Here is a 19279-nt window from a genome sequence, read left to right as displayed (position 1 = left end):
TGCCCCGTCATGCTACGGCCAGGGCATCTCCCCCGCGGGGGCGGCCTACGATGATCCCCGAGTCACCGATCAGCCGATCACCCGCGCCCCGCCGTAGCCGGCCGAGGGCGCCGTTCCGGGGAGGAACCTTGACCGACCGCCTTGTCGACCCCAGCATCCCGCGCGATCTGCACGCGTTCATCGCCGCGCTGCCCAAGGCCGAACTGCACGTCCATCACGTGGGCTCCGCCTCCCCCCGGATCGTCTCGGAACTGGCCGCGCGGCACAGCGACTCCAAGGTCCCCAGCGACCTGGAGGCCCTCGCCGACTACTTCACCTTCACGGACTTCGCCCACTTCATCGAGGTGTACCTGTCCGTCGTCGACCTGATCCGCACGCCGGAGGACGTACGTCTGCTGACGTACGAGGTGGCCCGCGATCTGGCCCGGCAGCAGGTGCGCTACGCCGAGCTGACCATCACGCCGTACTCCTCGACCCGCCGCGGCATCGACGAGAAGGCGTTCATGGAGGCGATCGAGGACGCCCGCAAGGCGGCCGAGGCCGAGTTCGGCACCGTACTGCGCTGGTGCTTCGACATCCCCGGCGAGGCGGGCCTCGTCTCCGCCGAGGAGACGGCACGGCTGGCCACCGACGACCGGCTGCGCCCCGAGGGCCTCGTCTCCTTCGGGCTCGGCGGCCCCGAGATCGGCGTACCGCGCCCGCAGTTCAAGCCGTACTTCGACCGCGCCATCGCGGCCGGCCTGCACTCCGTCCCGCACGCCGGTGAGACGACCGGCCCGGAGACGGTGTGGGACGCCCTCACCCACCTGCGCGCCGAGCGCATCGGGCACGGCACCAACTCCTTCCAGGACCCGAAGCTCCTCGCCCACCTCGCCGAGGAGCGGATCCCGCTGGAGGTGTGCCCGACCTCCAACATCGCCACCCGCGCGGTACGCACGCTCGACGAGCACCCGATCAAGGAGTTCGTGAAGGCCGGGATCGTCGTCACGATCAACTCCGACGACCCGCCCATGTTCGGCACCGACCTCAACAACGAGTACGCGGTGGCCGCCCGCCTCCTCGACCTCGACGAGCGCGGCCTGGCCGACCTGGCGAAGAACGCGGTCGACGCCTCCTTCCTCGACGAGCCGGGCAAGGCGCGGATCAAGGACGAGATCGACACGTACACCGAGGCGTGGCTCGCCCCCTGAGCCGACCGCACGGCACCCCGCCTCGCCCACCACAATGGGCGCATGCAGAAGCTGACCGCAGTGGCCCATCGCGGCTACCCCTACCGCGTCCGTGAGAACACGCTCGACTCCCTGCGTTCCGCGCTCGGCCTGGGCGCGGACGCCGTCGAGGTCGACGTACGCCTCACCAGGGACGGCGTCCCCGTGCTGCTGCACGACGCGACGCTGAAGCGGCTGTGGGAGCACGACCGGCCGCTGCTGTCCCTGTCGTCGGACGAGGTCCGCGGCCTCACGGACGGCAAGGTGCCCACGCTGGCCGAGGCGTTGGCGGTGGTCGACGGCGCCCGGCTCATGCTCGACCTGCCGGGCACGCCGGACGTGGAGGCGGCCCGCCGGGTGGTGGACGTCGTACGGGAGGCCGGGGCGGAGGACCGCGTCTACTACTGCGCGGGCGCCCCGGCCATGCTCGCCGTACGCGCCGCGGACCCGGCGGCGGAGATCGCGCTGACCTGGACGTCCCTGGCCCCACCGCGCGCCGCGCTGGTGGACGCGGTCCGCCCCCGCTGGCTCAACTACCGCTTCCCGCTGGTCGACAAGGCCCTCGCCGAGCGCGTCCACCGCGACGGCTTCCTGCTGTCCGTGTGGACCCCCGACACGGTCCGCTCGATGCGCCGCCTGATCGCCGCGGGCGTCGACTCGATCACGACGAACCGCATCGACGCCCTCTGCGCCCTGCGCGACCTACACGCGTGAGCGTTGCGCCACCGTCACCGGGTCGGCGGCGGTGGCGGTGGCGGCGGTCAGTGCCTCCAGCCGCTTGATCTTCTTCCGTACGACGTACAGCGGTACGACCCCGAAGACCCCGAACGCCATGTCGATGACGCTCCACCAGAACGGGATGCCGCGGACCGGCCCGCAGATCAGCGCGAGCGGGACGATGCCGGCGCAGGCGATCATCCCGAACTCGACGACCCAGATGTTGCGGACCGGGTCGCGGTAAGGGCCGTAGAAGGCGACGGCGATGACGAGGTGGGCGAAGGCCAGCCAGTCGGTGCCGTAGAGGAGGAAGGGATAGTCCGCGTCGGCGGTGTCGAGGCCCTGCCGGACCCGGGTGATCCAGTCCGTCAGGGCGTCGGGCGCGGGCACATGGGTCAGCAGTTCCTCGGTCCAGCGCAGTTCGTGGACGAGCGGGAAGGCCGTGGCGCCGCTGAGCACCAGGCAGATGACGAAGAGGACCAACCAGGCACGGATGCCCTTGAGCAGGGCGGCTCTGTCGCTCATGGGAGGAGCGTACGCCTGAAGTTGAACATGTTCAAAAAGTGTTTCAGGGGGCTGTCCCGAGCGCGGAAGGCGCGAGGGTCGGCACGCTCCCCGAAGGCACCGCGCTGGGTGAGGGCATAGGGGTCCCGGCCGGTTCCGACGGCACCGCGGAGTCGCTCGGCGGGCTGCTCGCGGGAGTGGACGCGGGGACGCTCGCGGGCGGCGGCGCGAGCGGGACCGTGGGCGCGGCGGGGCCGCCGGAATCCGCCTGACGCAATGGCAGTACGACGAGAGCGGCGACGGCGCACACCAGTCCCGCCCCGGCGGCGGCCCGCAGCAGCTTGCGCCGGGCGGCGCCCCGGCGGATCGCCTCGTAGCGCCCGGGCGGCGGGCCGAGATACTCGGCCGGGGGACGCAGGATCACGGCGATCGGGTCGTCGAAACCGGCGTGGACGTCGGAGTCGAAGTCCGGGCCGTCGTCAGCTGGTGTGATCAAGACTCCTCCTCAGGTGGGCGCGGAGCAGTTCGCGGGCCGCGTGGAGGTCGGCCTTGACGGTTCCTTCCTTGCGTCCGGTCAGCAGCGCCACCTCCCGGACGGGCATGTCGGCGTAGTAGTGCAGGAGGATCGGGACGCGCAGGCGTTCCGGCAGCGACTGGACGAGCAACCGTACCGAGGGGTCCACCGGTTCGGCCCGGGGCCCGAGCTCCGCCTCCGTGGCGACCCGGCGCACGGCCCGGCGCTCGCGCTCCAGCTTGCGCCAGTGGTCGCGGACGAGGTTGGCCGTCGTGACGTAGAGAAAGCCCTGCGGTTCGTCCACGGTGGTCCAGCGCGCCCACAGTCTGGTGAACGCCTCCGAGGCGAGCTCGTGGGCCGTCTCGTCGTCGTCGACCAGCCGACGGCACCAGCCGGCGAGGCGCGGATAGAGCGCGGCGAACAGCTCGGACGCCGCCTTCTCTCGGGACCGTTTCAACGTTCTCCAGGGGGTGGGGGGTTCATGGGTGAAGACCCCGAACCGTCGGCACGCGTTCCGACGGGGCGGGATCCGGCGACCCCGGTCAGCGACCGGTGGCGCTCACCGCGGCGAAGACGATCACGTTGTCGGCGTATCCGTCGCCGGTCCGCGGGCCTCCGCAGGTGATGAGGCGCAACTCGGGCCGGTCGACGTCGCCGTACACCTCGCCGGTCGGGAAGTCGGCCTTGGCGACGGTGCGTACGGCGGTGACGGCGAACCCGGCCGAGGTGCCGTCCTTCAACGTCGCCGTGATCCGGTCGCCGCGGCGCAGTGCCGCGAGGTGCCGGAAGACGCCGTCGCCGTAGGAGCCGACCGTGACATGGCCGAGGATCACCGAGGGTCCGGTGCGCCCCGGCACCGGCGAGTGCTCGTACCAGCCGGCCCGGTCGTGCGCCGTGACCGGCGGCACCTGGACGGTGCCGTCCGGAGCGAGGCCCAGCCGGAGGACCGGGGTGTCGACCCCGATGGCCGGTATCCGCAGCCGGACCGGCACCGAACGCCCGCTCCGCGCGGCCGGCTTACCGGCGGGTGCCGAGGTGGCGGTGGGTGTCGAGGCGGCCGAGGCGCCCGAGGTGCGGACTCCCGTCCCGGCTCCCGGACCGCCGCAGCCCACGAGCAGCGCGGCCGGGGCCGCGAGCGTGAAGGCCCGCCGCGAGAGCGGACTCACGCCCCGCTCGCCCGCCGACGCCGTACGACGAGGGCGGCACCGCCACCGAGGACGACCGCCGCGGCGGCACCGCCACCGACGAGACCGCCCTTGCCGTCCGAGGACGGGGTCGTCACTCCGGTGTTCGGCGCCCCGCTGGGCACGACGGAGACCTGGGCGCCGGGCGCCTCACTCGGAACGGCGGTCGGCTCGGGGCTGGGCGCGGTGGTCGGCGCGGCGCTCGGCTCCGCGCTGGGCTCGCCGGGTGCGCTGGGTACGGGACTCGGCGTCGCGTCGGCGAAGGCGGGCGCCGCACCGGTCAGCACGGCCGCACAGACAAGTGCCGCGACGCCCAGGACAGTTGTACGCATGGATGACTCTCCTTGCTCGGTCCGTCCGCCCGTCGGTCGGGCGGGGTGACGGATCGAGCGGAGAGACGAGCCAGCGGCGGGGCGCGTTGCAAAGAGATGGCAAAGCCGCCGGGGGGCGGGATCTCGGGATCTACAGCCCCACGATCGCGTTCCACCTCTTCGAGAACTCCACCCGTTCCGTGGACGTGATGTCGCGGGCGATCACCAGCCGCTCGCGCATCTCGTCGTCGGGGAAGATCAGCGTGTTCCCGGCCAGTGCGGCCGTCTCCTCGTCCTTGGCGGAGGCGAGGACGTCCCGCGCGGCCGGTACCGGGCAGACGTAGTTGACCCAGGCGGCGAGTTCCGCGGCGACCTCGGGGTCGTAGTAGTGGTCGATGAGCCGCTCGGCGTTGGCCTTGTGGCTCGCGCGGTCGGGGATCATCAGGGAGTCCGACCAGAGCTCGGCGCCTTCTTCGGGGACGACGAAGCGGATGTCGGGGTTGTCGGCCTGGAGCTGGATGACGTCACCGGAGTACGCCTGGCAGGCGAGGACGTCACCGCTGACGAGGTCCTTGGTGTAGTCGTTGCCGGTGAAGCGGCGGATCTGGCCGCTGTGGACGTACTTCTCGACCTGGTCGCAGACCGTGTGGAAGTCGTCGGCGGTCCACTTCCTGATGTCCACGCCGTTGCCCTGCATCAGCAGCGCGAACGCCTCGTCGAGGCCGGACAGCAGGGTCACCCTGCCCTTGAGGTCGCTGCCCCACAGCTCGGAGACGTGCCGAATCTCGCGGCCGAGGCGGCGGCGGTCGTAGGCGATGCCGGTGATGCCCGACTGCCAGGGGACGGTGTGCTTGCGGCCCGGGTCGAAGGCGGGTGAACGGAGCAGCGGGTCGAGGTACTTGGTGACGTTCGGCTGCTCGGCCCGGTCCATCTCCTGGACCCAGCCGAGGCGGACGAAGCGCGCGCACATCCAGTCGCTCATGACGATGAGGTCGCGGTCGGTCGACTGGTGGTTCATCAGCGCGGGGCTGATCTTGCCGAAGAACTCGTCGTTGTCGTTGATCTCCTCGACGTAGTCGACGGAGATGCCGGTCTCCTTCTCGAACGCCTCCAGCGTCGGCCGCTTCGCCGTGTCGTCGTCGTCCGTGTCGATGTACAGCGGCCAGTTCGCCCAGCTCAGCCGTTTGTCGGTGGCGGAACGGTCGGGGACCGCGCGATCCGCGGCGGACACGTACGCGGCAGGCACACCGCACCCGGCGAGGGCGCCCAGCGCCGCGGTACCGCCGAGGGCGCGCAGCAGGGAACGGCGAGTGGGCCGGGGCGTGCGCAGTGGGAGCGACATCCCGGCAGCATGCCGCGCCCGGCCACGCCCGAACAATCGACGCTGCGTCGAGCCGTGCCGGACGCAGCGGACACCTTGTCGATCAACACGTGATCGACCGACTGCGCACGAATACGATCCCGGGCGGGCGGAGCCGACCATCCGCCGACGGGCACGGACGCCGGCCTCCGACGACGACCAGCCACCGCCAGCCGCGCGCCCCGATCCTGGAGAAGGCCGGCATCACCTTCCCGGACCCGGCGGACCTGCCCTCGCTCCCGACCCTGGCCAAGCCGGGAGAGCCGGGCGAGGAACTCCCGTCCCTGCACAGGCAGGCAGAGACGGCGTAGGCCAAGGAGGAGGGGGAACGGGGCGGCCCCGGACGGTACTTGATCCGTCCGGGGCCGCCACCGTCGTCGTAGGCGTTACGCGTCCTTGTAAGGACTACGCGTCCTCATAGGAACTACGCGTCCTTGTAGGGACTACGTGTCGTCGTACGGACTACGCGTCCAGGGACGTCATCACGTGCTTGATCCGCGTGTAGTCCTCGAACCCGTACCCCGAAAGGTCCTTGCCGTACCCGGACTTCTTGAAGCCGCCGTGCGGCATCTCCGCGACCAGCGGAATGTGCGTGTTGATCCACACGCACCCGAAGTCCAGCTTCTTGGACATCCGCATCGCCCGCCCGTGGTCCTTGGTCCACACGGACGAAGCCAGCGCGTACTCCACGCCGTTGGCCCACTCGACGGCCTGGTCCTCGTCGGAGAAGGACTGGACGGTGATGACCGGCCCGAAGACCTCGTTCTGGATGATCTCGTCGTCCTGCTTCAGCCCGGACACGACGGTCGGCGCGTAGAAGTAGCCCTTCTCGCCGACCTGGTGGCCACCGGCCTCGACCTTGGCGTGGGCGGGCAGCCGCTCGATGAACCCGGAGACCTGCTTGAGCTGGTTGGGGTTGTTGAGGGGGCCGAACAGCACGTCCTCGTCGTCCGGCTGGCCGGTCTTGGTGTCGGCGGCGGCCTTCGCCAGCGCCGCCACGAACTCGTCGTGGATGGCGGCCTGCACCAGCACGCGCGTGGCCGCCGTACAGTCCTGACCCGCGTTGAAGAAGCCCGCCACGGAGATGTCCTCGACGGCCTTGGCGATGTCGGTGTCCTCGAACACGACGACCGGCGCCTTGCCCCCCAGCTCCAGGTGGACCCGCTTGAGGTCCTTGGACGCGGACTCGGCGACGGACATGCCGGCGCGCACGGAGCCGGTGATGGAGGCCATCGCGGGGATCGGGTGCTCGACCATGAGGCGCCCGGTGTCACGGTCACCGGTCACGACGTTGAAGACGCCCTTCGGCAGGATCGACCCGATGATCTCGGCGATGAGGACGGTCGAGGCCGGGGTGGTGTCGGACGGCTTCAGCACGACCGTGTTGCCCGCGGCGAGCGCCGGCGCGAACTTCCACACAGCCATCATCATCGGGTAGTTCCACGGCGCGACCTGGGCGCAGACGCCGACCGGCTCACGGCGGACGATCGAGGTCATCCCCTCCATGTACTCGCCGGCCGAGCGGCCCTCCAGCATCCGCGCGGCACCCGCGAAGAACCGGATCTGGTCCACCATCGGCGGGATCTCCTCGGACCGCGTGAGCCCGATCGGCTTGCCGGTGTTCTCCACCTCGGCGGCGATGAGGTCCTCGGCCCGCTCCTCGAACGCGTCCGCGATCTTCAGGAGGGCCTTCTGGCGCTCGGCGGGGGTCGTGTCGCGCCAGGCGGGGAAGGCGCGCGCGGCGGCCTCCATCGCGGCGTCGATGTCGGCCTGCCCGGACAGCGGTGCGGTCGCGTACGCCTCGCCCGTCGCGGGGTTGACCACCTCGGTGGTCCGTCCGTCGGCGGCGTCCCGGAACTCACCGTCGATGTAGTTGCGCAGACGACGCAGCTCGGTGCTCACTGCCGGCCTCCTGTGTCGGGTCGAACTGTCCATTGGTTGAGACACCCACCCTAATCCGCCGGCCCACGTTTTCAACACCCCCACTCCCGCCGATTCTGCGAAATCCGCAGGTCTCAGAGACGTAAACAACGAATTTCATCGCTACGGCCTTGCGGAAGTGTCGATACGTCGTGCACAGTGAGCTCGTGGCCAGTCGAAGCACAGACCCCAGGGACTCACGGGTCGTCCGCGAGTCCAGGAACGGCACTCCTCATCTGGATGCCGTGTCCCTCGCCATCATCGAACAGCTCCAGGAGGACGGCCGCCGGCCGTACGCCGCGATCGGCAAGGCCGTCGGCCTGTCGGAGGCGGCCGTGCGCCAGCGCGTCCAGAAGCTGCTCGACCAGGGCGTGATGCAGATCGTCGCCGTCACGGACCCGCTCACCGTGGGCTTCCGCCGGCAGGCGATGGTCGGCATCCATGTCGAGGGCGACGTCGAGTCCGTGGCCGACGCACTGACCTCCATGGCCGAGTGCGAGTACGTGGTGATGACCGCGGGCTCCTTCGACCTGATGGTGGAGATCGTCTGCGAGGACGACGACCACCTCCTGGAGGTCATCAACCGACGTATCCGCGCCATCCCCGGCGTGCGCTCCACCGAGAGCTTCGTTTACCTGAAGCTCAAGAAGCAGACCTACATGTGGGGAACCCGATAACCGTGAGGACCCGATAACCGTGAGCACCAAGGACCTCAGCCAGACCGCGTACGACCACCTGTGGATGCACTTCACCCGCATGTCCTCGTACGAGAAGTCGCCCGTCCCGACCATCGTCCGGGGCGAGGGCACCCACATCTACGACGACAAGGGCAAGCGCTACCTCGACGGTCTCGCGGGCCTGTTCGTGGTCCAGGCCGGACACGGCCGTGTCGAGCTCGCCGAGGCCGCCTTCAAGCAGGCGCAGGAGCTGGCCTTCTTCCCGGTCTGGTCCTACGCCCACCCGAAGGCCGTGGAGCTGGCCGAGCGCCTCGCGCACCACGCCCCGGGCGACCTCAACAAGGTCTTCTTCACCACCGGTGGCGGCGAGGCGGTCGAGACCGCCTGGAAGCTGGCCAAGCAGTACTTCAAGCTCACCGGCAAGCCGACCAAGTACAAGGTCATCTCCCGCGCGGTCGCCTACCACGGCACCCCGCAGGGCGCCCTGTCCATCACCGGCCTGCCGGCCCTGAAGGCCCCCTTCGAGCCGCTGGTCCCCGGCGCGCACAAGGTGCCCAACACCAACATCTACCGCGCCCCGATCTTCGGCGACGACCCCGAGGCCTACGGCCGCTGGGCCGCCGACCAGATCGAGCAGCAGATCCTCTTCGAGGGCCCCGACACGGTCGCCGCGGTCTTCCTGGAGCCGGTCCAGAACGCGGGCGGCTGCTTCCCGCCCCCGCCCGGCTACTTCCAGCGCGTCCGCGAGATCTGCGACCGCCACGACGTACTGCTGGTCTCGGACGAGGTCATCTGCGCCTTCGGCCGCCTGGGCACGATGTTCGCCTGCGACAAGTTCGACTACGTCCCGGACATGATCACCTGCGCCAAGGGCATGACCTCGGGCTACTCCCCGATCGGCGCCTGCATCATCTCCGACCGCCTGGCCGAGCCGTTCTACAAGGGCGACAACACCTTCCTGCACGGCTACACCTTCGGCGGCCACCCGGTCTCCGCGGCCGTGGGCCTCGCCAACCTCGACCTGTTCGAGCGCGAGAACCTCAACCAGCACGTCCTCGACAACGAGGGCGCGTTCCGCTCGACCCTGGAGAAGCTGCACGACCTGCCGATCGTCGGCGACGTCCGCGGCAACGGCTTCTTCTACGGCATCGAGCTGGTGAAGGACAAGGCCACGAAGGAGTCCTTCAACGACGAGGAGACCGAGCGCGTGCTCTACGGCTTCCTCTCCAAGGCCCTCTTCGACAACGGCCTGTACTGCCGCGCCGACGACCGCGGTGACCCGGTCGTCCAGCTCGCCCCGCCGCTGATCTCCAACCAGGAGACCTTCGACGAGATCGAGCAGATCCTGCGCGCCACGCTCACCGAGGCGTGGACCAAGCTGTAACCCCGGCGGTTCAGCGGTTCGTACGGCCCGGGGTGCACCCGTCCGAGTGACAAGGGTGCACCCCGGGCCGCGTGCTGTCCGGGGTTTCCGCACCCGCTCCCTAGCGTGCCTGGTAACCGATCGGCCCTGTCTTCGTTCCCCCGCTCGGGGGATCAACGGCCGGGAAAACGGATCAGATACGAGGTGTACGCCCATGGAGGCCCCGCCCGACAACGACGTGCTCTGGGCCCGCGCCCTGCACTTCACGCACCCCGACGGCTCCCCCGCGCTCGGCGGCGTCTCGCTCGGCGTCCGCGAGGGCGAGATCCTCGCCGTGAGCGGCCCGCGCGGCAGCGGCAAGACGACGCTGCTCAGCTGCCTGTCGGGGCTGGTCCCGGCGCAACGCGGCGAGGTCTGGTTCAACAGCGTGCCCGTGCACACGATGGGTCCGATGACCCGTGAGCGCCTGCGCCGCGACCGCTTCGGCTGGATCGACCCGGCCCCGGTCCTGGTCCCCGAGCTCAACGTCTGGGAGAACGCCGCCCTCCCCCTGATGCTGCGCGGCACCAGCCGCCGCCGGGCCAAGGTGGCCGCGTTGGAGTGGCTGGAGCGGCTCGACATCGGCGACAGATCCCGCCACCGCCCCCACGAACTGACCCAGCCGGAACGCCAACGCGCCTGCATCGCCAGGGCTCTCGCCCCGGCCCCGACCGTCCTGTTCGCGGACGAGCCCACGGCCCCCCTGCACCGCGCGGACCGCGCCCACGTCCTGCGCACCCTCACCACCGCGGCCCGCTCGCACGGCATCACGGTGGTCCTGGCGACCCACGACGCGGAGACGGCGGCGCTCGCCGACCGCACGGTCTCGCTGCTGGACGGCCGCCGGGTGAACACGGTCCACCTTCCCCCGGTCCAGGAAACGCAACCGGCAGGCCAGGGGGCCGCGTGCTCGCTCTCCGTCTGACCCGCGGCGCCCACCCGGCCGTCCACCTGCGCCGCCTGCTGGTCGCGACCGCCGCGGCGGGCACCGGCTTCCTCCTCCTGTGCACCCTCGGCTACGCGATGGCCCACCAGGACGACCCACGCGGCTCCCTCCTCCGGCTGGCCTGGTGCCTGACCCCGCTGGCCACCACGGTCTACTTCGCCCTCGCCGTGGCCCGCACGGACCCCGGCACCCGCCCCCGCCCCGGCCTGGCGGCGATCGGCCTGGGCCCGGCCCGCCTGATGGCCGTATCGGCAGCGACCACAGCCCTGTCCTGCCTCCTGGGTTCGATGGTGGCGCTGCTGTTCTTCCTCCACCTCCGAGGCGACCTGACGGGCATGCCCTTCGACGGCGCGGGAGCGGATTTCCTGGCCCCGGAGAAACCGTTGCCACTGCCGGCGGCCTTGACGCTGCTGGGCCTGGTCCCGGTGATCGCGTCGGTGACGGTGGCCGTGGCGATGCGCCCACGGGACGACAGACCGAAGGGGACGGGGAGGTCGTACGGGAGATTCGGGGCCCGCGGAACGGCCGCGGCCAAGGAGACCTTCGGATCGTACGGCCGCTTCAAGGCTCACCTGGCTGCGGGCAGTCGTGCCGCTGGGGCGGCACGGGTGGGCGCAGGCAGCACCCCGCCAGCGCGGGCAAGCGAAACGCCCCCACCCGAAACTCAAGCACCCCACCTGGCCCCCCACGCCCTCCCCCCAACCCCCCGAGAGGCACCAAAAGGCCTCCCCTGGGGCATCGCAGTACTGGCAGCCGGCCTAGCCGTAGAGGCCTACGCAGGCAAGCAACCCACCACCCCCCTCCCCGGCGGCCTCACCGGCGGAGCCCCCGCCACACTCATCGGCTGGCTCCTCACCGCAATCGGCCTCGCCCTCGCCGGCCCCGGCCTCACCCACCTCTGCGGCCGCCTCCTCCAGTCCGCCCACCCCGGGGCCCTCCGCCTCCTCGCCGGCCGCGTCCTCATGGCGGAAGCCACCCGCATCGGCCGCCCCCTCGGCGTGGTCTGCGCGGTCGCGTCCGGCACGTACGCCATGACGACGCTCCACGGCACGGCGACCACCCCGCAGATCGGCCCCCTCACCACCCTCGGCCTGCTCCTGGTCACCGGCTGCACCCTCGCCACGCTCGCGACCGCGGCCGTGGAGGCGAAGCACGCCCGCGCCGACACCACCGCCGCGCTGCTCCGCCTGGGCGCCCCCGCGACGATGCTCCGCAGCGCGGCGGCCCTGCGCGCAGGCGCGGTCCTGGCCCTGTTCGGCCCGCTCACCCTGGTCGTGGCGGAGCTGGCGGCACTCCCCCTCACCCGCTGAGACCAGCTGAGCCCCACTGGGACCCACTGAGAAAACTCGTACGAAAAAATCTCCGGGCGCCGATGAGTTCCTGATCCGCCCCCGGTCTACCCACCGAACAGCACACACCCCGATGGGAGAGACCACGATGAGCGCGACGTCCTACCAGCAGATGATCTTCATCAACCTGCCCGTGAACGACCTGGACGCCTCCAAGAAGTTCTTCACCGAGCTCGGCTACTCGATCAACCCCCAGTTCAGCGACGAGAACGCCGCGTCGGTCGTGATCAGCGACACCATCGTCACGATGCTGCTCACCAAGTCCTTCTACGCCACCTTCACCGACAAGGAGATCGCGGACGCCACGAAGACCAGCGAGGTGCTGGTCTGTCTGAGCGCCGAGAGCCGCGAGAAGGTGGACGAGCTGGTGGACAAGGCCGTCGCCGCGGGCGGCACCGCCTCGCCGAAGATCCAGGACATGGGCTTCATGTACGGCCGTGCCTTCGACGACCTCGACGGCCACACCTGGGAGGTCGTGTGGATGGACCCGGCCGCCGTCCAGGGCTGAACCACCCCCGTGGAACGCCGTGTCTAGCATGGGCGGGTGCAGACGATGCCCGCCCATGCGGCCCACCACGACGACCGTGAGATCGAGACCCTCGACGAGTTCGACGCGACGGTCTCGGCCCGCGGCACCCTCGTCGGCTTCCGTGTCCAGGCCGTCGATCTGACGGACCGCACAAGGGAGTTGCTCGCCACGGACACCGCGGGCGCGATCTTCCTCGGCTGCCCGATGCGGGACGACGCCGCCGCCAAGGTCCGCGCGGACGGCGCGCTGGTCTTCCCGCCCGTCCCGAACCTCCCCTTCGACCCGTACCGAGGCCTGCTGTACGCGCCGGACGAGTTGTTCGCCGGCCTCGACAAGGGGTACGAGGAGACGCTGGACGCCCGTGCCTACGCCTGGTTCCAGCAGACCAAGGCCGACGGCGACATATTCGCCTCGATGCTCCGCTCGATCCACGACGACGCCGTCTCCGACGCCCTCGACGAACTCCTGCGCGGCACGCGGGTGGTGGGCGTCATGGGCGGCCACGCGATGGCGCGTGGCACGGAGGCGTACGCCGGTGCCGCCCGGCTCGGCCGGGAGCTGACCCGGTCCGGCCTCACCGTCGCCACCGGCGGCGGCCCCGGCGCGATGGAGGCGGCGAACCTCGGCGCGTACGCCGCCCCGTACGACGACGGGATGCTCACCGAGAGCCTCCGACTCCTGGCCAAGGCACCGAAGTTCACCCCGTCGATCACCGACTGGGCGGCCGCCGCCTTCGAGGTCCGGGCACGCTGGCCGAAGGGCGACACGTCCGTCGGCATCCCCACCTGGTTCTACGGCCACGAGCCGCCGAACCCGTTCGCGTCGCACATCGCCAAGTACTTCGCCAACGCCACCCGCGAGGACGGCCTGTTGGCCCGCTCGAACGCGGGCGTCGTGTTCCTGCCGGGTGCCGCCGGGACCGTACAGGAGATCTTCGACAACGCGACGCCCAACTACTACGAGTCGCGCGGGGAACCGACGCCGATGGTGCTCGTCGACCGGGCGCACTGGACCGAGCGGCTGCCGACCTGGCCCCTGCTGACGGCACTTGCGCGGGAACGCTCCATGGAGTCGCGAATCGCCCTGGTTGACCGAATCGAGGAGGCTCCGGCGGCGTTGAAACGTCTCGGTGGTTAATAAGCAGGCAAAGCCAACGCCCTCGATGCGCTTACACGTTGACACTACTTACGCCACACTTATAAACCTGTGAGCCTCTTGGGAATGGTGTTGTCGCATCCCGTGATGTTCCGTCACCACTCCTCCCACCCCCCGCAATTGCGCCTCCCGTAAGGACAAACGTGGCAGTTCTGTCCATATCTCGCCGTACCGTCGCCCGTTCCGTGCGTGTCCTCGGTGTCGCCACCGCAACCGCCGCGCTCGCGCTCGGTGCCGCCGGCAACGCGCTGGCGTGCAACATCAAGGAATTCTCCGCCGAAGCCAAGTGCGACGGCGACAAGGGCGTCATCACCGTCACCGACGTCGACAAGTCCGGCGTCGAGGCCACCGTCTCCGTGTACCTCGTGGAGAACAACGCCGACGTCCGCATGGTCGGCGAGAAGACGGTGAAGGGCTCCAAGGAGGGCACCACCATCACCTTCGACGAGGCCTGGCAGCCCAACGCGGAGTACCGCGTCCACGTGGTCGCCCTGCCCTACATCAAGGGTGACGACATCAGCCCGAACCTGACGACCCCGGCCACGGCCTGCAAGACCGAGGACGAGACCCCGACCCCGACCCCGACGGCCACCCCGTCGCCGTCGGAGTCCACCCCGGCCGAGGAGGAGTCCGACAACCCCACCCCGTCGGCCTCCGAGAGCAGCACCGCTCCCGCGGACACGTCGAGCAACGCCCCGACCCCCGCGGCCGGCGAGTCCAACCTCGCCGAGACCGGCGCCAACTCCAACACGGGCATGATCGCGGGCATCGCGATCGCCCTGGTCGCCATCGGCGGCGGCGCGGTCTTCTTCGGCCTGCGTCGCCGTGGAGCGAGCAGCAGCCGATAAGCACGGCACGCACAGCGGTGTGGCCCGTCCTCCGTCAGGGGACGGGCCACACCCATGTCGCCCGGGACATCGGGGTATCGGGACAGGGGGGCATCGGGACAGGGAGGCATCGGAGCATCGGGGCATCACCCGAAGGTGGCCCGCTCCAGCCAGAACTCCAGCAGCTCCCGCTCGCCGAGCACCTCCAACCCCGGGCTGTCCAGCGGTAGTCGACGGTAGAAGGCGAGCATGACGGCGGTGAGCGGCCCCCTGAGCGCGACGGTCGCCTTCTCGTGCCCGCGCCGCCAGGCGATGGCCTCCTCGCCCAGCTCGACGAGCCATTCACCCGCGTCGTCGGTGGCATGCAGATGGATGCTCTTCCCCGGCCGCCGCAACTCCCTGGCGGCGTCGTGCGGTTGGGTCCGCTGCACGAACTCGACGATCTGGAGCCACTCGTCGATCGCGTCGGCGGCGATGTCCGGCACGACCTCGTAGGGCAGCCCGGCGGCGAGGGTGGCGTCGGCGCGGTGGACGGTGAGCTCATGGGTCATCCGGCGGGCCCAGAAGCCCGCGGTGGGGACGCCGGCCCATGACCACACCGGGGCATCCGGGCCGGCCTCCCGCAGCGTGCCGACCAGCATCTCCCCGGTCTCCGCGAGCCACGCGTCCAGCGCACCGGCGTCCATGGGCGCCTCGCCCGACGTCATCCGATCCGCGGGAACCGCCTCCTGCGCCCGGATGCGCACCAGCGCCTCCACCCCGCGCAGGGCGCCCCCGGTGTGCCGGATGAGCTGTTCCAGCGTCCAGTCCGGGCAGGTCGGCACCGTGGCGGTCAGATCGGCTCCGGAGGTCACCACCGCCCGGAGCAGACCGACCTGGTGGGCGATCTCGTCGCAGTAGCGGTCATGCGGGAGCAGCGTCATGCCCCGCACCCTATGTGCCGTCCGATCAGCCGAGTACGACGATTTCGGCCGCGTCGAACTCCACCCCGACCGTGTCCCCCACCTCCGGCGCCGCCCGCAACGCGCAAGCCGCCTCCAGCACCGGCGCGTCCCCCTCCGGCCGCAACCGCACCGCGACATGCGTGCCCTTGAAGGTGCGCGCGACGACGGAACAGCGCAACCCGGCGTCCACGAGCCGCACCCCCGCGGGCCGCACCAGCAGGCTCCGCACCCCCTGGGGAGCCCCCTCGGGCACCGGCACCTTGCCCCACGGCGTGTCGGCGGCCTCCCCGGCCACCGTGCCCTCGACCACGTTCTCGAAGCCGAGGAAGCGGGCCACGAACTCATCGGCGGGCCGCTGCCACACCTCGAGCGGGGTACCGGACTGGGCGATCCGTCCGTCCCGCATCACCACCACCCGGTCGGCGAGCGCGAACGCCTCCCCCTGGTCGTGCGTGACCGCCAGCACGGTCGTCCCCAACCGCCCGAACAACTCCCGCAGTTCGACGACGAGCCGCTCCCGCAGCGAGCGGTCCAGCTGCCCGAGCGGCTCGTCCAGCATCAGCAGCCGCGGCCGGGGCGCGAGCGCCCGCGCAAGCGCCACCCGCTGCTGCTCGCCCCCGGAGAGCCCGGCGACGGCCCGCCCGGCGGCCCCGGGCAGCCCGACGAGGTCGAGCAACTCCCCGACCCGCTCGCTCTGTTCGCCCTTCGAGACCCCGTGCATGCGCAGCCCGAACGCCACGTTCCCGCCCACGTCCCGCTGTGGGAACAGCTGATGGTCCTGGAACATCAGCCCGACCCCACGCCGGTGCGCCGCCACCCCCACCTGATCGCGTCCGTCCAGCAACACCCGTCCCCCGCCGAGGTGTTGCAGCCCGGCCACCACCCGCAGCAGCGTCGACTTCCCGCTCCCGCTCGGCCCGAGCACACACACGATCTCGTGCTCGGCGACCGACAGGTCGACCCCGTCAAGGACAGCCCGCCCGCCGAAGCGGACCGTCGCGTCCTCCAGCGCCAGCAGCATCAGAACTCACCCGTCCGATCGGTCCGCAGCCGCTCCAGGACCAGCAGCGCCACCGCGCACACCACCATCAGAATCGTCGAAAGGGCCATCGCCTGCCCGTAGTTGAGGTCCCCGGCCCGCCCCAGCAGCCGCGCCACGGCGACCGGCAGCGTCGGATTGTCGGGCCGTGCGATGAACACGGTCGCCCCGAACTCCCCCAGCGACACGGCGAAGGCGAAGCCCGCCGCGATCAGCAACGCCCGTCGCACCAGCGGCAGGTCGACCTCCCGCCACACCCGCCAGGGCGACGCCCCGAGCACGGCCGCCGCCTCCCGCAGCCGCTGGTCCACCGCCCGCAGCACCGGCAGCATGGTCCGTACGACGAAGGGCACCCCGACCAGCGCCTGCGCGAGCGGCACCAGGATCCAGGACGCCCGCAGATCCAGCGGAGGCTCGTCGAGGGCGATCAGGAACCCGAACCCCACGGTCACCGCGGACACCCCGAGCGGCAGCATCAACAGCGCGTCGAAGCCCCGTACGAACCGCCCCGCGTCCCGCCGGGTGAGCGCCGCCGCGGCGAGCCCCCCGATCAGCACCGCGATGGCGGTGGCGGCTACGGCGTACTCCAGCGAGTTCCCGATCGCCTCGATCGGCGGCACCAGGAACACGCCCCCGTCCGCCGAGGTCAGCGCCCGGTAGTAGCCGAAGTCCGGTGCGTCGAGCGACCGTTGTACGAGCACCGCGAGCGGCAGCACCAGCAGGACGGCGATGGTCGCCAGCACCCCGGCGAGGAGCGCCCACTGCCCGGCCCCGCGCGGCCGGCGGGCGGTCGTCTCGGGGGCGACGAGGCGCAGCACGCTCTCCCGGCGCCGTACGGTCCAGGCGTGCACGGCGAGGATCGCGCCCACCGCCACGAACTGGACCAGCGTCAGGACAGCGGCCGTACCGAGGTCGAAGATCTCGGAGGTCTGCCGGTAGATCTCGACTTCGAGCGTCGAGAAGGTCGGCCCGCCGAGGATCTGCACCACCCCGAAGGAGGTGAAGGTGAAGAGGAAGACCATGAGGGCGGCCGCGGCCACAGCCGGCGCGAGCGCGGGCAGCGTGACCTTCCGCCAGGCCCGCCACGAGGACGCGCCGAGCATCCGCGCGGCCTCCTCCTGCCGCGGGTCGAGCTGCGCCCACAGCCCGCCCACCGTCCGTACGACGACGGCGTAGTTGAAGAAGACGTGGGCGAGCAGGATCGCCCACACGGTGGTGTCGAGGCGTACGCCCCACAGCTCGTCGAGCAGCCCGCCGCGCCCGACCAGCGCGAGGAACGCCGTGCCGACGACCACCGTCGGCAGCACGAACGGAACGGTGACGACGGCCCGCAGGATCTGCTTGCCGGGGAAGTCGTAGCGGGCGAACACATACGCGCCCGGCAGCGCGACCGCGAGCGTCAGCGCGGTCGAGGCGAGCGCCTGCCAGGTGGTGAACCACAGCACGTGCCGGATGTCGGACTGCGCGAGCACGTCCGCGATCCGCCCGAACTGCCAGCTCCCGTCCGTCTTGAGCCCGCGCGCGACGATCGCGGCGACGGGCCAGGCGAAGAAGAGCCCGAAGAACGCGACGGGCACGACCATGAGGCCGAGCCGCGTCACGCTCCCCCTGAGACGTGGGGCTACTTCAGTACGAGCGACGTCCACGACTTGACCCAGTCGTCACGATGGTCGGCGATCTTCGCCGGGTCCATGGTCTCGGGGTCCTTGGCGGCGGGACCGTACTTCGTGAACTCGGCGGGCACGGCGGCGCCCTCGACCACCGGGTAGACGAACATGTTGAGCGGCATGTCCTCCTGGAACTTCTTGGTCAGGAGGAAGTCGATGAGGGCCTTGCCGCCCTTGCTGTTCTTCGCGTTGCGCAGCAGACCGGCGTACTCGACCTGCCGGAAGCAGGTCCCCTCGACGACCCCGGTCGGCGCGGTGCTCGGCTTGGGGTCGGCGTAGATGACCTCGGCGGGCGGCGAGGAGGCGTACGAGACGACGAGCGGCCGGTCGGCCTTCGCCTTCTTGCCGCCGGCGGACCCGGAGAACTCCTCGTTGTACGCCTGCTCCCAGCCGTCGACGACCTTGACGCCATTGGCCTTGAGCTTGGTCCAGTACGCCTCCCACCCGTCGTCGCCGTACTTGGCGGCGGTACCGAGCAGGAACCCGAGCCCCGGCGAGGAGGTGGAGGCGTTCTCGGTGACGAGGAGGTTCTTGTAGGCGGGCTTGATCAGATCGTCGTACGACGTCGGCGGCTGGAGCTTGTGCTCGGTGAACCAGGCCTTGTCGTAGTTGAGGCAGATGTCGCCGGTGTCGATGGGCGTGACCTTGTCCCCGTCGACCCGGTAGCCGGCCTTGATCGTGTCGGCGCCCTTGGCCTCGTACGACTGGAACAGTCCGTTGTCGAGCGCCCGGGACAGCAGGGTGTTGTCGACGCCGAAGAAGACGTCGCCCTGCGGGTTGTCCTTGGTCAGGATCGCCTTGTTGACGGCCTGCCCGGCGTCGCCGTCCTCCAGGACCTTGACCTGGTAGCCGGACTCCTTCTCGAAGGCGGCGAGGACGCCCTTGGAGACGGCCCACGAGTTGTGGCTGACGAGCGTGACGGTCTTGGACTCGCTCTGGGAACCGCCCTCGTCGGACGACCCGCACGCGGACAGCGCGACCAGGCCGAGGCCGACGACGACAGCAAAGTACTTCTTGCTACTCACG

21 protein-coding genes are annotated in these 19279 nt (G+C 70.8%); 10 read left to right on the top strand and 11 right to left on the bottom strand.

What is annotated here, in order from left to right; genetic code table 11:
* Window positions 1-128 precede the first annotated feature (128 nt).
* Together EJC51_RS34465 and EJC51_RS34460 are read left to right on the top strand one after the other, a co-directional pair.
* Window positions 129-1190 (top strand): adenosine deaminase, encoded by a 1062-nt coding sequence (locus tag EJC51_RS34465; protein WP_126274623.1) that lies wholly within the window; start codon window positions 129-131, stop codon window positions 1188-1190.
* Between the two features lie 42 nt (window positions 1191-1232).
* Window positions 1233-1922 (top strand): glycerophosphodiester phosphodiesterase, encoded by a 690-nt coding sequence (locus EJC51_RS34460; protein ID WP_126274622.1) that lies wholly within the window; start codon window positions 1233-1235, stop codon window positions 1920-1922.
* Here EJC51_RS34460 and EJC51_RS34455 read toward each other — a convergent pair.
* The 6 genes from EJC51_RS34455 to EJC51_RS34430 form a co-directional block, all read right to left on the bottom strand.
* A complete protein-coding gene (locus EJC51_RS34455; protein ID WP_126274621.1) occupies window positions 1911-2450 on the bottom strand; it encodes a hypothetical protein in 540 nt (179 codons plus the stop codon). The genes EJC51_RS34460 and EJC51_RS34455 overlap by 12 nt on opposite strands.
* Window positions 2451-2493: 43 nt before the next feature.
* Window positions 2494-2925, bottom strand: a complete 432-nt coding sequence (locus tag EJC51_RS34450; protein WP_126274620.1) for a hypothetical protein — start codon at window positions 2923-2925, stop codon at window positions 2494-2496.
* The gene (locus EJC51_RS34445; RefSeq protein ID WP_126274619.1) at window positions 2909-3400 is read right to left on the bottom strand and encodes an RNA polymerase sigma factor; all 492 of its coding nucleotides are present in this window, start codon (window positions 3398-3400) and stop codon (window positions 2909-2911) included. Before EJC51_RS34445 ends, EJC51_RS34450 begins: the two co-directional genes overlap by 17 nt.
* A gap of 85 nt (window positions 3401-3485) precedes the next feature.
* Window positions 3486-4109, bottom strand: a complete 624-nt coding sequence (locus EJC51_RS34440; protein WP_126274618.1) for a class F sortase — start codon at window positions 4107-4109, stop codon at window positions 3486-3488.
* Entirely contained in the window at window positions 4106-4459 is a 354-nt protein-coding gene (locus EJC51_RS34435; protein WP_126274617.1) for a Tat pathway signal sequence domain protein, read from the bottom strand. Before EJC51_RS34435 ends, EJC51_RS34440 begins: the two co-directional genes overlap by 4 nt.
* A gap of 130 nt (window positions 4460-4589) precedes the next feature.
* Complete coding sequence (locus EJC51_RS34430) at window positions 4590-5780, bottom strand: ABC transporter substrate-binding protein (RefSeq protein ID WP_126274616.1); 1191 nt, start codon at window positions 5778-5780, stop codon at window positions 4590-4592.
* Between the two features lie 89 nt (window positions 5781-5869).
* On the opposite strand from EJC51_RS34430, the gene EJC51_RS34425 reads away from it, so the two are divergent.
* On the top strand, window positions 5870-6109 hold the full coding sequence (locus EJC51_RS34425; protein WP_126274615.1) for a hypothetical protein: 240 nt from the start codon (window positions 5870-5872) through the stop codon (window positions 6107-6109).
* A gap of 151 nt (window positions 6110-6260) precedes the next feature.
* Here the strand turns inward: EJC51_RS34425 and EJC51_RS34420 are convergent, their stop codons facing one another.
* Window positions 6261-7700 carry a gamma-aminobutyraldehyde dehydrogenase gene (locus EJC51_RS34420; protein WP_126274614.1) on the bottom strand — a complete coding sequence of 480 codons (1440 nt, stop codon included), beginning with the start codon at window positions 7698-7700 and terminating at the stop codon, window positions 6261-6263.
* A 170-nt stretch (window positions 7701-7870) separates the two neighbouring features.
* On the opposite strand from EJC51_RS34420, the gene EJC51_RS34415 reads away from it, so the two are divergent.
* The 7 genes from EJC51_RS34415 to EJC51_RS34385 all read left to right on the top strand — a co-directional run bounded on the left by EJC51_RS34415 (window position 7871) and on the right by EJC51_RS34385 (window position 14624).
* Window positions 7871-8395: an Lrp/AsnC family transcriptional regulator gene (locus EJC51_RS34415; RefSeq protein WP_059198004.1), complete on the top strand. Its 525-nt coding sequence runs from the start codon at window positions 7871-7873 to the stop codon at window positions 8393-8395.
* 19 nt (window positions 8396-8414) lie between these two features.
* Entirely contained in the window at window positions 8415-9779 is a 1365-nt protein-coding gene (locus EJC51_RS34410; RefSeq protein WP_126274613.1) for an aspartate aminotransferase family protein, read from the top strand.
* A 193-nt stretch (window positions 9780-9972) separates the two neighbouring features.
* The gene (locus EJC51_RS34405; protein WP_126274612.1) at window positions 9973-10722 is read left to right on the top strand and encodes an ABC transporter ATP-binding protein; all 750 of its coding nucleotides are present in this window, start codon (window positions 9973-9975) and stop codon (window positions 10720-10722) included.
* Entirely contained in the window at window positions 10704-12053 is a 1350-nt protein-coding gene (locus tag EJC51_RS34400) for a hypothetical protein (RefSeq protein WP_126274611.1), read from the top strand. The genes EJC51_RS34405 and EJC51_RS34400 overlap by 19 nt, the downstream gene beginning before the upstream one ends.
* Before the next feature lie 127 nt (window positions 12054-12180).
* Complete coding sequence (locus EJC51_RS34395; protein WP_126274610.1) at window positions 12181-12600, top strand: VOC family protein; 420 nt, start codon at window positions 12181-12183, stop codon at window positions 12598-12600.
* 36 nt (window positions 12601-12636) lie between these two features.
* Window positions 12637-13758, top strand: coding sequence for an LOG family protein (locus EJC51_RS34390; RefSeq protein WP_126274609.1), 1122 nt, complete (start codon window positions 12637-12639; stop codon window positions 13756-13758).
* A 161-nt stretch (window positions 13759-13919) separates the two neighbouring features.
* The gene (locus EJC51_RS34385; RefSeq protein ID WP_126274608.1) at window positions 13920-14624 is read left to right on the top strand and encodes an LAETG motif-containing sortase-dependent surface protein; all 705 of its coding nucleotides are present in this window, start codon (window positions 13920-13922) and stop codon (window positions 14622-14624) included.
* Window positions 14625-14749: 125 nt separating this feature from the next.
* Here the strand turns inward: EJC51_RS34385 and EJC51_RS34380 are convergent, their stop codons facing one another.
* Genes EJC51_RS34380 through EJC51_RS34365 form a run of 4 tightly spaced genes read right to left on the bottom strand, consistent with a single transcriptional unit; the run spans window position 14750 to window position 19278 of the window.
* Window positions 14750-15526: a maleylpyruvate isomerase family mycothiol-dependent enzyme gene (locus EJC51_RS34380; RefSeq protein ID WP_126274607.1), complete on the bottom strand. Its 777-nt coding sequence runs from the start codon at window positions 15524-15526 to the stop codon at window positions 14750-14752.
* 25 nt (window positions 15527-15551) lie between these two features.
* On the bottom strand, window positions 15552-16568 hold the full coding sequence (locus tag EJC51_RS34375; RefSeq protein ID WP_126274606.1) for an ABC transporter ATP-binding protein: 1017 nt from the start codon (window positions 16566-16568) through the stop codon (window positions 15552-15554).
* Complete coding sequence (locus EJC51_RS34370; RefSeq protein ID WP_126277247.1) at window positions 16568-18169, bottom strand: ABC transporter permease; 1602 nt, start codon at window positions 18167-18169, stop codon at window positions 16568-16570. The genes EJC51_RS34375 and EJC51_RS34370 overlap by 1 nt, the downstream gene beginning before the upstream one ends.
* 38 nt (window positions 18170-18207) lie before the next feature.
* The gene (locus EJC51_RS34365) at window positions 18208-19278 is read right to left on the bottom strand and encodes a thiamine ABC transporter substrate-binding protein (protein ID WP_126274605.1); all 1071 of its coding nucleotides are present in this window, start codon (window positions 19276-19278) and stop codon (window positions 18208-18210) included.
* Window position 19279 lies beyond the last annotated feature (1 nt).

This window comes from Streptomyces aquilus, assembly GCF_003955715.1.
Classification (GTDB): Bacteria; Actinomycetota; Actinomycetes; order Streptomycetales; family Streptomycetaceae; genus Streptomyces; species Streptomyces aquilus.
This window is presented reverse-complemented; position numbering and strand designations above follow the sequence as displayed.

Excerpts from the sequence above, each read along its gene's own strand:
- EJC51_RS34460 (WP_126274622.1), top strand. The coding sequence starts at position 1,233 with ATGCAGAAGCTGACCGCAGTGGCCCATCGCGGCTACCCCTACCGCGTC.
- EJC51_RS34455 (WP_126274621.1), bottom strand. The coding sequence starts at position 2,450 with ATGAGCGACAGAGCCGCCCTGCTCAAGGGCATCCGTGCCTGGTTGGTC.
- EJC51_RS34435 (WP_126274617.1), bottom strand. The coding sequence starts at position 4,459 with ATGCGTACAACTGTCCTGGGCGTCGCGGCACTTGTCTGTGCGGCCGTG.
- EJC51_RS34430 (WP_126274616.1), bottom strand. The coding sequence starts at position 5,780 with ATGTCGCTCCCACTGCGCACGCCCCGGCCCACTCGCCGTTCCCTGCTG.
- EJC51_RS34405 (WP_126274612.1), top strand. The coding sequence starts at position 9,973 with ATGGAGGCCCCGCCCGACAACGACGTGCTCTGGGCCCGCGCCCTGCAC.
- EJC51_RS34395 (WP_126274610.1), top strand. The coding sequence starts at position 12,181 with ATGAGCGCGACGTCCTACCAGCAGATGATCTTCATCAACCTGCCCGTG.
- EJC51_RS34380 (WP_126274607.1), bottom strand. The coding sequence starts at position 15,526 with ATGACGCTGCTCCCGCATGACCGCTACTGCGACGAGATCGCCCACCAG.
- EJC51_RS34375 (WP_126274606.1), bottom strand. The coding sequence starts at position 16,568 with ATGCTGCTGGCGCTGGAGGACGCGACGGTCCGCTTCGGCGGGCGGGCT.
- EJC51_RS34370 (WP_126277247.1), bottom strand. The coding sequence starts at position 18,169 with ATGGTCGTGCCCGTCGCGTTCTTCGGGCTCTTCTTCGCCTGGCCCGTC.